Below are 13448 nucleotides of genomic sequence, written 5' to 3'. Positions count from 1 at the left end.
GTCAAGCAGATACCGGGAGGTCGGTATCTGGAAAGGAGTTAAGGCGATGGGAAGCTATGGATTTGGTGTCACGGTTGCCGTGCCGCCTGAGGAGGCAGTCGCACGGATTACCGAAGCGCTCAAGGCTGAAGGCTTTGGCGTGCTCACAGAAATTGATGTGCAGCAGACGCTCAAGCAGAAGCTGGGGCAGGAGATGCCGCCCTATCGCATTTTGGGAGCGTGTAATCCCACCCTGGCACATCAGGCGCTTGAGCGTGAGCCAGAGATCGGCCTGCTGTTACCCTGCAACGTCGTCGTCCGGGCAGTCGATGGGCAGACGCGGGTAGAAATTGCCGATCCGCAGGCGATGCTGGGGATTGCTGGCAATCCAGCGCTGGAGCCGATTGCTGCTGAAGCTCGAGCCCGGCTGGAGCGCGCGCTGCAAGCGTTTGCTGCGGCGGTTCAGACGGCGGAGACACGGAGGTAATGCCATGTTCTTCCAGCAACTCGTTCGCACGGACATTGGCTGTGCGGCCTACCTTGTGGGATCGACGGCAAGTGGGGAGGCAGCCGTCATCGACCCACGCATCGATATGGTCGAGGAAATCCTCACAATCCTGGCTCGTGAGGGATTGCGCCTACGCTACATTATTGAGACGCACAACCACGCTGACCACGTCGCTGGGCACCACCAGCTGGCAGCCCGCACCGGGGCAACGATCGTCGTTCATGAGGCGGCGGGAGTGGCCTATCCACACCAGGCCGTACGGGACGGCGATGAGCTTGTGCTGGGCGATGTGGTGCTCCGGGTCATTCACACGCCAGGGCATCGGCCAGAGCATATCGCGATTGCAGTCATCGACACGACCCGTGGGCCGGAGCCGTGGGTCGTCCTCACTGGTGATTCGCTCTTCATTGGTGACGTTGCTCGGCCCGACCTGGCAGTCGATGGACTAGAGGGCGCCCACGGGCTGTTTCACAGCCTGCACGAGCGACTCCTCCAGCTACCTGAAGGCACAATCGTCTGTCCGGGCCATGTGGCGGGGTCGCTCTGTGGTCGGGTGGCCAACCGCATGACAAGTACATCAATCGGCTTTGAGAAGCGCTTCAACCCGGCGATCGCCATCGGCGACGAAGCGGCGTTTGTGCGTTACATGAACGAGCGGCTGCCGGTGCGCCCGCCGAACATGGAGCGGATCGTGGAACTCAACCGCGGAGCCGTGCCACTGGCCGTTGCCGAGCCACAGCCGCTCACCCCGGCGGCAGTGCGCCAGTTTCTGCGCGACGGGGTGCTCGTCCTCGACACGCGGGCGCCAGCCGCATTTGCCCAAGGCCATATCCCGGGAGCGATAACCGTCTGGTTCAAGGGTAGCCAGTTCCAAAACCGGGTGGGGCTGGTGGTGCCGCCTGATGCCCGCCTGCTGCTGGTGTTGGACGACGATACTGCCGCACGAGAGGTGGCGCAAGCGCTGGCAGTCATTGGTTTTGACCAGATCGTCGGCTACCTGGCCGGTGGGATGGCAGCCTGGCAACAGGCTGGTGAGCCGGTGGCGACGCTGTCACAGTGGACGCCACGGGAACTCGCTCAGGCATTGACTGAGCGGCGGCCAGTGCAGGTACTCGATGTGCGCGAGCCTGACGAGTGGGAGGCAGGGCATGTACCCGGCGCGATCCACCTGCCATTCTACCGGGTTGAGGCGGAAGCCCGCCAGCGACTTAACCCCACTGAGCACGTCGCCGTGGTCTGCGGCGGGGGCGAACGGAGCATCATCGCGGCCAGCCTGTTGCGCCGCCTGGGCTTCGGAAACGTCATCGACGTGGCCGGTGGAATGACTGCCTGGATTGCTGAACGGTTGCCGCTCGAACCGTTAACGACGGCCACGGCTGCCTGAGTTCCAGTGGCAGGAATCTGAACAGCAGGGAGAGGAAAGGACGGACAGGGTGATCTTCCAGTTGTTTCGGCGGGAGCCGCTGCCCGAAGTGACACCTTTAGAAGCACGGCAACGGCAGCAGAATGGGGCGACGATCCTCGATGTGCGCGAGCTGGATGAGTGGCAGGCTGGCCACATTCCAGGAGCCTGGCACATTCCTCTCGGGCAACTGCCACACCGGTTACACGAACTTGACCCGAACCGAGAGTGGATCGTCGTCTGCCGGAGCGGCAGCCGGAGTGCTCGGGCGACGGCGCTACTGCGGCAGGCTGGGTTGCAGGCCACGAACTTGGCTGGTGGCCTACTGGCCTGGCAGCAGCACCGCTTACCGGTGACGCGCGAGCGATGAGTGCGGGCTGGCTGGCACTGGTGCTCTGTGGTCTGCCGATTGGCCTCTCGCTCGGCCTGATCGGCGGCGGGGGGTCGATCCTCGCAGTGCCGGCGCTGGTCTACGTTGCCGGGCAGGATGCCCACGCGGCAACCGCGACCTCGCTGGTGGTGGTTGGCCTGACGGCTGGGGTCGGCGCACTGCCCCACTGGCGGGCGGGGCGCGTCGACCTCGGCACGGCCCTGCCGTTCGCGCTGGCTGGTATCCCTGGCTCATTTCTCGGAGCGATAGTGAACCGGCGCCTGCCGAACGCCGTGGTGCTTGTACTCTTCAGCCTGCTGATGCTGGTCACCGCGGCCCGGATGTTTCAGAGCGCGCGATCGGCACAACTGACGGGCGATGCAAGCAGTCGCCCGATCCAGCCGGGAAGCCAGACGAAGCGCTCGCAGCTGGCGGCCCTGGCTGCAGGCTTCGGCGTGGGGGCACTGACCGGGCTGTTCGGGGCAGGCGGCGGGTTCATCATCGTCCCGGCTCTGGTGCTGTTCCTGGGATTTTCGATGCGCATGGCCGTTGGGACCTCACTGGCGATCATCGCACTCAACGCGATTGCCGCTCTTCTCGTCCATCTGCACTTCGGCGGGCTGGACCTGCGCGTGGCCGGACTCTTCGCAGTAAGTGCGTTGGCCGGGGTGTTAGTGGGAGCGCGGCTGAGCGAGCGGGTGGGCGAGCGCTGGCTGCGGCTCGCCTTCGCTGGGCTGGTAGCGGCCCTGGGGGTGGCGCTACTCAGCACGGCACTGCTGGCTGTCTAGCGGGCATTGCGAAAGGAGGCAAACCGCGCGCCACAGTAGTCCGTAGAACCCATGGAGACCAGCGTGGAGGAGCGGAGTATCCGTGAGGAGGGATTCCATGGCGGAAAAGCACGAACGGCTTGGGTGGCTGGGGCGGGGGATCCAGCGCCGGCGGTTCCTGCAGGGGGCCGGTATCTTGGCTGCGACTGGTGCACTTAGCGGCCTGCTTGAGGCGGCCGCGGCCCAAGAGACCGGGCCGGTGCAGGAACCGATCCCATCGTTTACCGGTCCGGGGCCGAATCCCTACTGGAACAGTGTGAGCCCTTACGCAGTCTATCCCCAGAAAGTGCCCCTCTTACGCCTGACCGACCGCCCCGTCCAACTGGAGACCCCACGACATTACTTCCTGACACCACTTACGCCGAACGCTGCCTTCTTCGTCCGCTACCATCTGGATGTGATTCCCAATGCGGTCGACCTTAGCACCTGGCGGCTGCACGTGGAGGGAAACGTCGAGAACCCGCTGGCTCTCAGCCTGCCCGAGTTGTTAAAGCTAGAGGCAACAAAGCTGGTAGCCGTCAACCAGTGTTCGGGTAACTCGCGTAGCCGCTTCCAGCCCCGAGTCGCAGGAGGACAATGGGGCAACGGCGCAATGGGCTGCGCCGAGTGGCTGGGAGTTCGCCTGCGCACCCTGCTCGACATGGCTAAGCCCAAGTCCGGCACCGTCCAGATTCAGTTCCAAGGGCTTGATTCCGGGAAGGGACCTGAGGGCAAGGGCTCGCACGCGTTCCTCAAGTCGCTCGACCTCACCGACCCGGTGATCGACCAGTGCCTGGTGGCCTACGCGATGAATGGCGAACCATTGCCGATGCTCAACGGCTTTCCGGTCCGCCTTATTGTCCCCGGCAAGTTTGCCACCTACTGGGTCAAGCACCTGACGTGGATTCGGGCCTTGACTCAAGAAGACTCTAACTTCTGGATGGCTTCAGCTTATAAGATCCCGGACACGCCGAACGGCTCGACTACGCCTGACGCGGTGGCCGCTGGGACAGTCAAGATGGTACCGATCGGCAAGGTGAACATGCCGGTCCGGTCATTCATCATTGTGCCCGACGGCACCGTGCCGCTGGTTGCCGGGGTACCAACCGAGGTGCGCGGCATCGCCTTCAGTGGCTCGGGCCGAGTGGTCAAGGTGGAGGTCTCAACTGACGACGGGAAGACCTGGGTAACTGCGCAGCTCGGCGACGACCTTGGCCCCTACGCGTTCCGGACCTGGTCATGGACGTGGACGCCGGAGCAGCCGGGGCAGTATACCCTGGCCGTCCGCGCCACTGATGAGAAAGGGAATACCCAGACTGACGAGGGCGTCTGGAACCCGGGTGGCTACCTCTGGAACAAGATTGAGCGTCAGCCGGTTACCGTGCTGCAAAACCACTAGCGGTGAGGAGGAGAGGCGATGCTCCGCGCACGCGTTGCCATTCCGGTTGCGGTCGTGATCCTCGCGATCGTGGCCATCGTTGCATTTGTAGCCACCCGCGGGGGCACGACGATGAAGCCGCAGGCGGTGGCAAGTCCGTCTACAGCGACGGCCACTCCCACGGCAAAGCTCGATACGCCGACAGCCGTGGTCTTAAGCGGGCTGCAGAACACGAGTGTCGGCCTGCAGGCCGGGGGGAACTACATGACCGGTGCGCTCGGGCTCGTTGCCCAGCCAGCGCCGCCGACAGTACCGCCCGGCAGTGTCTACACCGTTGGGCCCTACCCGCTCTATACAGCCCAGCTGGCCGATGGTCCAGGCAAGGAGCTCGTGCTGGGCTACTGTCAAACCTGCCACAGCGTGACCTATATCACCATGCAGCCGCCGTTGCCAGCCAACACCTGGGCCGCTGAGGTCAACAAGATGATCCAAACTTACGGCGCGGTGATTCCTGACGACGCTGCGAAGCAGATCATCGCTTATCTGCAGAGCCATTACACGCCAGAGACGCGCAAGTAACACTAGCTGCATGGTTGCACGGGTCGGGCAAGGCGACTATCCTTTTGTCAGCCTTGCCCGACCCGTGGATGAGGAAGTGCTGTATGCGCGTAGAGTACCCACTCGATCTCGATGATCTTCGGGCTCTCCCACAGCTTATCCGGACGCTTGAGGCAGTTGGCTACGATGGTGTCGCAACAGTTGAGACACGCCATGATCCATTCGCACCGCTGGTGCTGGCAGCAGAGCACAGCCAGCGGCTACAACTTGCAACGGGCGTTGCCATTGCGTTTCCCCGCAGTCCAATGATCACGGCCTACGCCGCCTGGGATCTCCAGGCCTTTTCTGGCGGGCGCTTTGCCCTCGGGCTCGGGCCACAGGTGAAAGCCCATAATGAGCGGCGTTTCAGCGTGCCGTGGAGTGCTCCAGTACCACGACTCCGCGAGTACATCTTGGCGCTCCGAGCAATTTGGGCGTGTTGGCAACACGGCACCCCACTCAATTTTCGTGGACAGCATTACACCTTCACCTTAATGACACCGTTTTTCACTCCGCCGCCCCTTGAGCATCCAATGATTCCCATCCACTTGGCTGCCGTTAACCCAGCCATGGCGCGCCTGGCCGGCGAACTCGCCGACGGCATTCGCCTCCACCCGTTCATCTCGCCGCGTTACTTGCGCGAGGTCATCTTGCCAGCCGTGCATGACGGCGCAGCGCGCGCCGGCCGGACGCTTGCGTCATTCACCGTCGTCGGCGCTGGGTTCATTGTCACCGCTCGGCACGAGCGCGATCTGCACCAACAGCGCGAGCACGTACGCCAGCAGCTTGCATTCTATGCCTCGACGCCGTCATACCGGCGGGTGATGGAAGTGCACGGGTGGGCAGAGACGGCTGATACGCTTGCGCAGCTCGCGCGCCAAGGTCGCTGGGATGCTATGGCAGCCTGCATGACCGACGAGATGCTCGAGACATTTGCCCTGATTACACCTGATGCCGCATTACCCGAACGTCTTGCGGAACGGTACGGCGGGCTCGTTGACGTCGTGCAGCTTGCACTGCCGCTTGAGACGCCGGAGCAACAAGCCCGTGCCGCCGACCTCATTGCTCGCATCCACGCCTTGCCCGAGGCCCACGCTCCCCAGCCCTAACGCCCCCTTGTCCACACCCTTGCCGATTCGGTATACTTTAGCTGAAGCCGGGAACAGTTAGGGAGACCCAGCGATGGGCGTCAGGTACTGCCAGAACACGCGCATGATACAAGGCATGGTAGGCCTTTACCTTTTGATTCTTGCGCTTACGGCGGTCCTGACCGTCAGCTAAGAGCGAGCCCCCGGACTTCCGGGGGCTTTGCATTTGGGTAAGGAGTAGCGCCATGGTCCATGAACCGATCATTGCGACAGGCACCGCCTCGTTTGAGCCGTTTACGGCTCAGCCGATTGCCCTCCTCAACGAGGAGGGCGAGTGGATCGGTCATTTCCCCATTGATCTTTCCGATGCGCAGTTGCAACAGCTCTATCGCGATATGTTCGCGATGCGGCTGCTCGACGAGCGCTTCACGGTGCTCCTGCGCACTGGTAAGACCAGCTTCACTGCGCCGATGGCTGGTCATGAGGCCGCACAAGTTGCCATTGCCCACGCCGTCCGGCGAGGGCATGACTGGCTTTTCCCCTACTATCGCGACTACGGCTTGGCACTAACGCTGGGCGTACCGCTCGTTGAGATCTTTGGGCAAATGTTGGCAACACAAGCCGATCCAGCCAAAGGTCGGCAGATGCCCTGTCACCCCGGCTCACGACCACTCAACATCTTCACTGCAGCTTCAACGGTTGCTTCCCACGTCCCGCCGGCCACTGGGGCAGCCATCAGCATGAAACTGCGACGGACTGGACAAGTTGCTGTCTGTACCTTTGGTGATGGTTCGACCAGCGAGGGTGACTGGTATGCCGCGGTCAACTTCGCGGCGGTCCAGCGCGCTCCAGCGGTCTTCGTCTGCGAGAACAACCGCTACGCGATTAGCGTGCCGCTCGCCTTGCAATGCGCGACACCAACCATCGCGGAAAAGGCCCGCGCGTTTGGGATCCCCGGTTATCACGTCGACGGCATGGACGTCCTTGCAAGCTACTACGTGGTACGCGAGGCTGTTGAATATGCCCGGGCCGGCAATGGGCCTGTCCTGGTCGATTTAGTCGTCTATCGCTATGGTCCGCACTCGTCAGCCGACGATGACAGCCGCTATCGCCCCCGCGAGGAGGTGGAGTACTGGCGCCAGCGTGATCCACTGCTCCGCTTCCGCCGGTTTCTCGAACGACGTGGGCTCTGGAGCGAAAACTGGGAGCGACAGTTGCGTGAGGCAATCACACAAGAGCAGGCTGAAGCACTTGAAGCCGCTGAACGCGCTGGCGACGTCCCCGCTGACTGGATGTTTGACGACGTCTACGCCACTCCGCTTTGGCATTTGGAGCGGCAGCGGGCACTCCTTCGAGCCGAGCTGCAGTAACGCGGAGGCGGAAGCCATGGCTGCAGTGACGATGGTGCAGGCAATTGCACAAGCGCTTGCCGAAGAGATGGAGCGAGACGAACGCGTTGTTGTTCTCGGCGAGGACGTTGGCAAGCGTGGTGGCGTCTTCCTCGCAACCGAGGGTCTGCTCGAACGCTTCGGGCCGGAGCGTGTGCTTGATACCCCACTTGCCGAATCAGCAATCATCGGTGCGGCAGTTGGAATGGCGGCCCATGGTCTGCGTCCCGTTGCCGAGATTCAGTTTGCTGACTATGTCTTCCCTGGCATTGACCAGCTCTTCAGCCAGGCAGCAAAGCTACGCTACCGTTCTGGCGGACAGTTTTCCGCGCCAATGGTCGTGCGGATGCCGAGCGGCGGTGGTGTCCGTGGTGGTCATCACCATTCGCAGAGTCCAGAAGCACATTTCGTCCACACAGCTGGACTCAAGGTCGTCGTCGCCTCAACGCCATCCGACGCAAAGGGCCTGCTGAAAGCGGCGATCCGCGACGATGACCCTGTCGTCTTCTTGGAACCCAAGCGACTGTATCGCGCGAGCCGTGAGGAAGTCCCTGACGGCGACTACGTGGTTCCCCTTGGCAAGGCGGCCATTCGGCGCGAAGGTGATGCGATTACCATCATCGCCTACGGTACGAGCATGCCGGAAGTGCTGAAAGCGGGTGACGAGCTTGCGAAAGTTGGCATTGCTGCTGAGATTATCGACCTGCGCACGCTGCTCCCCTGGGACATTGACACGGTTATGCGCTCAGTGGCAAAGACTGGCCGCGTCATCCTGGTCGCTGACGCACCACGCACGGCTGGGGTTCTTGGCGAGATCGCTGCAACGATTGCCGAGGAGCTTTTCGACCAACTCCTCGCACCACCAATCCGCGTTGCTGGGTTCGATACCCCCTACCCGTACGCGCAGGACAAGTTGTATCTGCCAACGGTCACCCGCATCCTCAACGCCGCCAAACAGGCGCTGGACTACTAGCCGCCCAGTGGGTGCTGAAAGGACGCGCCATGCCAAAGGAGTTGCTTTTCCCGGAACTCGCTGAGTCAGTCGTTGAAGGAACTGTCGTCAAATGGCTTGTCGACGAAGGGGAACGGCTCACGAAAGACCAGCCCTATATCGAAATTACAACGGATAAGGTCACGGTTGAACTTCCCAGTCCCTACAGCGGAATCCTTGTCAAAAAGCTCGTTCAAGAAGGCGATACCGTTCCGGTCCATACGCCACTCGGCTTACTCGCTGACGAAAGTGAAGCAGAAGCGCCAAGCCAACCGGCTGCATCGCCTGCGATGGCAGTTGAAGAGAACGGTGATCACGGTGCTGACCTCTCGCTTTTCAAGCCAGATGAGCGTGCACCCTCTCCAGTGCGCAACCCATTCCTCGAGAGCCGTGGTAGCACAGCAACGGTAACAGCGCCACCGGAACCGGGGCGTGTGCGTGCCGCTCCGGCTGTGCGTCGGCTTGCGCGCGAACTCGGCATTGACCTCGCACAAGTACCAGGCTCCGGGCCACACGGCCGCGTGCGTATCGAGGATGTGCGCGCATATGCTGCACAACTGCGGGCAACCCCGGCCACTCCGGCTGCGAAGCCACCGGCTCCGGAAGTGCATACGCCATCTCCAACGGCTGCTCCCAGTGCACCAGCGGCTGCACCGGTTGGCGCGCCATCGCCTAGCTTTCCGCCGCCGCCGGTGTACCGGACACCGAAGGGATACGAGCAGCTTGAGGAACGGGTGCCGGTTTCGGCCATTCGCCGGGCAATTGCCCAACAGATGATGGTTAGCCATCTCTATACCGTGCGCACACTGGCCGTCGAAGAGGCTGACCTCACGGAGCTCGTTCGGCTGCGTGAGCAACTTAAGCCCGAAGCCGAACGAGAAGGCGTCAAGCTGAGCTACCTTCCCTTCATCCTCAAAGCCTTAACACGCGCTCTCAAGCAACATCCGACGCTGAACGCAACGTTGGACGAAGCACATGGCGAAGTCGTCTACCGGCGCTACTACAACATCGGGATCGCCGTCGACACCGAGCAAGGGTTGGTCGTTCCCGTCGTTCGCGACGTTGAGCGGAAGAGCGTCTTGGAGCTCGCTGCTGAAATCGAGGAGCTAGCCGAGCGCGCTCGCGCAGGGAAGCTGACCATTGAGGATGTGACCGGAAGCACGTTCTCGGTGACAAACATCGGCCCGATTGGCTCGCTCCTCTCCTTCCCGATTATTAACGTGCCCGATGTAGCGATCCTTGGCGTCCATCGCATCCAGAAGCGCCCGGTCGCGCTCCCTGATGACAGTATCGCGTTGCGCCACATGATGTACCTTTCGCTCTCCTTTGATCATCGGCTGGTCGATGGTGCAGAAGCTGTGCGTTTCCTCAAGGATCTCATTCGCCTCCTGGAACGCCCTGAACGCTTCGTCCTCGAGGTCGTCTAGGGCCACAACCAGCGCGTTCAAGTTGGGTCATACCCGTGCTGGGCCGGAGTTCCTGGAGCCAACTCTGGCCCATCATGCTTCTCGACAAAGGGCGGAGATTACCCGAATTAATCTTCGATCCGCTCCCTTCGGGTACGCTGATGGGATTGTGCCCTCATCGCTGGTGCTGCTCGCATATAGTTAAAGGAGGGCAATGTGTGGGACATTGCCTGTACACCGAGAGGGAGGCAGCATGGCCGCCAATGTGAAATGGATACCGATTAAGCAGTACACCGATATCCTCTATGAACGGGTCGAGGGCGAAGGGATTGCGAAGATCACGATTAATCGCCCGGAAGTGCGCAATGCCTTCCGTCCCCTGACCGTGATGGAGATGATGGACGCTTTCAATCACGCCCGTGATGACAGCTCGATCGGTGTCGTGCTGCTCACTGGTGCAGGTGATAAGGCGTTCTGCTCAGGCGGCGACCAGCGCGTGCGCGGCGATGGCGGCTACGTTGACGACCAGGGTATCCCACGGCTCAACGTGCTTGACCTCCAGAAGCAGATTCGCTACCTGCCCAAGCCGGTGATTGCCGTCGTCAACGGCTACGCCATTGGTGGAGGCCACGTCCTCCACGTCGTTTGCGACCTGACAATCGCAGCCGAGCACGCGAAGTTCGGCCAAACTGGTCCGCGCGTTGGCAGCTTCGATGCCGGGTATGGTGCAACGCTGTTAGCACGCATTGTTGGCCACAAGAAGGCGAAGGAAATCTGGTTTCTCTGCCGGCAGTACACCGCTCAAGAAGCACTCGAGATGGGTCTCGTCAACGCCGTTGTGCCCTATGAGCAGCTTGAAGAGACGGCCCTGCAGTGGGCACGTGAGATTTTGGAGAAGAGTCCGACAGCCATCCGCTTCCTGAAGGCTGCCTTCAACGTCGATACTGACGGCCTTGCTGGCTTGCAGCAGTTCGCGGGTGATGCCACCTTGCTCTACTATCTGACAGATGAGGCGAAGGAAGGGAAGAACGCCTTCCTGGAGAAGCGCAAGCCGGACTTCTCGAAGTTCCCGCGGTTCCCATAGAGCCTGAAGGTGGCCATGAGGGCAAGCTCGTCGTCGCACACCAGTTCACTTCCTCGCTGGCGTGTCTGGCTGCTCGGCGCACGCCCAGCCACATTGTTTGCCTCGGTGACGCCGGTGCTCGTCGGCACAGCGGTTGGCGTGCGCCAGAGTCATAGCCTGCGCGTGCTGCCCTTCCTCGCTGCCCTCACTGCTGCAGTGCTGATTCAAATTGGCACGAACTACGCAAACGACCTGTTTGACTATCTCAAGGGCGCCGACACGCCAGCTCGCGCCGGCCCGACCCGGATCACCGCGCGGGGGCTTGTCACCCCGGCCGAAACGCGCCGTGCGGTCATCATCACCTTCGGGTTGGCAGCATTGCTCGGGCTCTATCTGATCGCAGTCGGTGGTTGGCCGATCCTGCTGATTGGCGTACTTTCGATTGCGAGCGGCATCCTCTACACAGCTGGGCCATGGCCGCTTGGGTACATTGGTCTCGGCGACCTCTTCGTTTTCCTCTTCTTTGGTCTCGCTGCGGTCATGGGCAGTGCCGAACTGCAGAGTGGCGCCTTTTCATGGCTCGCCTTTTGGGCAGCAGTACCGATCGGCCTCTTAGTGACGAACATCTTGATTATCAACAACGTCCGCGATATTCCAACCGATCGCGCCGCGGGCAAACGCACGCTCGCGGTTCGCATTGGTGATCGGGCGTCGCGTTGGCAATACGCCCTCTTTCTGCTGATCGCCTACCTCGTGCCACTCGGACTTTGGCTGGGCGGCGCTGTTGACGGCTGGATTCTTCTGCCATGGCTCTCGCTGCCAGCTGGCATTTGGCTAGCTTGGCACGTGCTTTCTGGGGTAACCGGGCCCGCGTTAAATCCCTTACTCAAGCGGACAGGGCAGTTTGTACTGCTCTACGGTATCCTGTTCGCCCTCGGGGTGCTGCGGTGAGCAGTTGGCGTCTCACGGTTCAGCCTTACGCAGTGCCGCTGCGCCGTCCGCTTGAGACAGCATATGGCAGCACGACGCTGCGCCGGGGCGCGCTCGTTTCCCTGATCGCACCCGACGGGACCATTGGACATGGGGAACTCGCTTGCCTCCCCCAGCGGCCAACCCACTCCCTGCAGGATGCACTCCAACTCCTCGCCGCTTGCGCCTTCGATCTGCACAACGGCACCCCGCCGGAGACAATCCTGAACCATTGGGCACGCTGGGACGAGGCTGGCACAGCAGCGCGCGCTGCACTCGAAACAGCGCTCCTGGATCTTCGTGCCCGACAGTATGGCTGCTCTCTCGCCGAACTCCTTACGCCAACACCCCGACCTTCCATAGCAGTAAACGCTGTCATTACGGCGAGCGATTGTGATGCCGCAGCCACTGCCGCGGCCGCTGCCCGGGATGCTGGCTACCGAGTGATCAAGCTCAAAGTCGGCATGGCGGCACGCGGCGAAGAAGAAATCGCGCGCGTTGCCGCAGTCCGTGCTGCAATCGGACCAGACATCGCCTTGCGTTTGGATGCAAACGGCGCGTGGACACCAGAACAGGCAATAACGATGCTGCGTCGGCTTGCCGACTACAACCTTGCGCTCGTCGAACAGCCTGTGCCTGCTTGGGACATTGAGGGCCTGGCGCGAGTGCGGCGCTCCGTCAGTGTCCCGATTGCTGCAGACGAAGCCGTGACAAGCCGTGAGGCCGTCGAGCAGCTTTGTGTTGCCGAGGCCGTTGACGCCCTTGTGCTCAAACTTCCAGTGGTCGGCGGGATAACCGTCGCGCACGCGCTTGCGGAACTCGCCGCACGCCACCAGTGTGCCATTGTAGTCACCAGCGTTTTCGAGACCGGCATCGGACTTGCTGCTGCAATGCACACGGCTGCCGCTGTGCCTGGTGAGCTTCTCGCGTGTGGGCTTGCCACAGCGTCAAGCCTGGTGACAACCTTGGTGACTGGGCTGCCTGAACCAGTCCATGGCCAACTGGCAATTCCTCATGATGAACCAGGCCTGGGCGTCGCGCTGGATAAAGAGGCCCTACGATTCTGTGCAGATCTGATGGAGGATAGGCATGCCATCACGCATGCCCGTGACTAATGCGTCGTCTCCATCCTTGGCACGGGGACGATTTGGCTTCGGATGCTTGCTGCTGCTACTTGGCACGCTTGGATTCACCGTTATCAGCCGCTCGCTGGCCAGCGCGCAACGAGCGCGACCGGCGGAATATGCGGTTCTCGGCGGTGTTGGCATGTTTCTCGCTGGCTGGACCCTTTGTGGCACTGCCCTTACACCAGGTTCGCGGCGTGGCCTGATGGTCGCGCTCGGCCTCTACCTTCTGATTGGCATCGTCTGGACTGTGAGTTTTGCTGTTATCAACCCTTGGGCTGTTGATTTCTCACGCGTGAACACAGCCCTCTTCGTTCTTTATTCTGTATTCCTCTGGCCATTTGCGATCGCATTTGCCTTTGGGCTCTTTGGCTAGCAA

The 13448-nt window shown here is 61.8% G+C and carries 14 protein-coding genes; all 14 read left to right on the top strand.

What is annotated here, in order from left to right:
- Positions 1 to 46: 46 nt before the first annotated feature.
- On the top strand, positions 47 to 466 hold the full coding sequence (locus tag N675_RS00950; RefSeq protein WP_038037458.1) for a DUF302 domain-containing protein: 420 nt from the start codon (positions 47 to 49) through the stop codon (positions 464 to 466).
- A 4-nt stretch (positions 467 to 470) separates the two neighbouring features.
- Complete coding sequence (locus N675_RS00945) at positions 471 to 1871, top strand: MBL fold metallo-hydrolase (RefSeq protein ID WP_038037457.1); 1401 nt, start codon at positions 471 to 473, stop codon at positions 1869 to 1871.
- Between the two features lie 49 nt (positions 1872 to 1920).
- Positions 1921 to 2259, top strand: coding sequence for a rhodanese-like domain-containing protein (locus N675_RS00940; protein WP_081886739.1), 339 nt, complete (start codon positions 1921 to 1923; stop codon positions 2257 to 2259).
- The gene (locus tag N675_RS00935) at positions 2256 to 3047 is read left to right on the top strand and encodes a sulfite exporter TauE/SafE family protein (RefSeq protein ID WP_038037455.1); all 792 of its coding nucleotides are present in this window, start codon (positions 2256 to 2258) and stop codon (positions 3045 to 3047) included. The genes N675_RS00940 and N675_RS00935 overlap by 4 nt, the downstream gene beginning before the upstream one ends.
- Before the next feature lie 97 nt (positions 3048 to 3144).
- Positions 3145 to 4464: a molybdopterin-dependent oxidoreductase gene (locus N675_RS00930; protein ID WP_051913734.1), complete on the top strand. Its 1320-nt coding sequence runs from the start codon at positions 3145 to 3147 to the stop codon at positions 4462 to 4464.
- An 18-nt stretch (positions 4465 to 4482) separates the two neighbouring features.
- Complete coding sequence (locus tag N675_RS00925) at positions 4483 to 5022, top strand: cytochrome c (RefSeq protein ID WP_231577879.1); 540 nt, start codon at positions 4483 to 4485, stop codon at positions 5020 to 5022.
- 83 nt (positions 5023 to 5105) lie between these two features.
- Positions 5106 to 6149, top strand: coding sequence for a TIGR03617 family F420-dependent LLM class oxidoreductase (locus N675_RS00920; protein WP_081886738.1), 1044 nt, complete (start codon positions 5106 to 5108; stop codon positions 6147 to 6149).
- 224 nt (positions 6150 to 6373) lie between these two features.
- A complete protein-coding gene (locus N675_RS00915) occupies positions 6374 to 7498 on the top strand; it encodes a thiamine pyrophosphate-dependent dehydrogenase E1 component subunit alpha (RefSeq protein ID WP_051913732.1) in 1125 nt (374 codons plus the stop codon).
- Between the two features lie 16 nt (positions 7499 to 7514).
- A complete protein-coding gene (locus tag N675_RS00910) occupies positions 7515 to 8489 on the top strand; it encodes an alpha-ketoacid dehydrogenase subunit beta (RefSeq protein ID WP_038037451.1) in 975 nt (324 codons plus the stop codon).
- A gap of 29 nt (positions 8490 to 8518) precedes the next feature.
- Positions 8519 to 9934, top strand: a complete 1416-nt coding sequence (locus tag N675_RS00905) for a dihydrolipoamide acetyltransferase family protein (RefSeq protein WP_038037449.1) — start codon at positions 8519 to 8521, stop codon at positions 9932 to 9934.
- Between the two features lie 232 nt (positions 9935 to 10166).
- Positions 10167 to 10997 carry a 1,4-dihydroxy-2-naphthoyl-CoA synthase gene (gene menB / locus N675_RS00900; RefSeq protein WP_038037447.1) on the top strand — a complete coding sequence of 277 codons (831 nt, stop codon included), beginning with the start codon at positions 10167 to 10169 and terminating at the stop codon, positions 10995 to 10997.
- 15 nt (positions 10998 to 11012) lie between these two features.
- Positions 11013 to 11927 carry a 1,4-dihydroxy-2-naphthoate polyprenyltransferase gene (locus tag N675_RS00895; RefSeq protein ID WP_038037446.1) on the top strand — a complete coding sequence of 305 codons (915 nt, stop codon included), beginning with the start codon at positions 11013 to 11015 and terminating at the stop codon, positions 11925 to 11927.
- Positions 11924 to 13060 (top strand): mandelate racemase/muconate lactonizing enzyme family protein, encoded by a 1137-nt coding sequence (locus tag N675_RS13345; RefSeq protein WP_197066247.1) that lies wholly within the window; start codon positions 11924 to 11926, stop codon positions 13058 to 13060. The genes N675_RS00895 and N675_RS13345 overlap by 4 nt, the downstream gene beginning before the upstream one ends.
- Positions 13035 to 13445, top strand: coding sequence for a hypothetical protein (locus tag N675_RS00885; protein ID WP_038037445.1), 411 nt, complete (start codon positions 13035 to 13037; stop codon positions 13443 to 13445). The genes N675_RS13345 and N675_RS00885 overlap by 26 nt, the downstream gene beginning before the upstream one ends.
- Positions 13446 to 13448 lie beyond the last annotated feature (3 nt).

This window comes from Thermorudis peleae (assembly GCF_000744775.1).
Classification (GTDB): Bacteria; Chloroflexota; Chloroflexia; order Thermomicrobiales; family Thermomicrobiaceae; genus Thermorudis; species Thermorudis peleae.
Note: the sequence above shows the minus strand (reverse complement) of the source record. Positions and strands in the feature narration are given on the sequence as shown.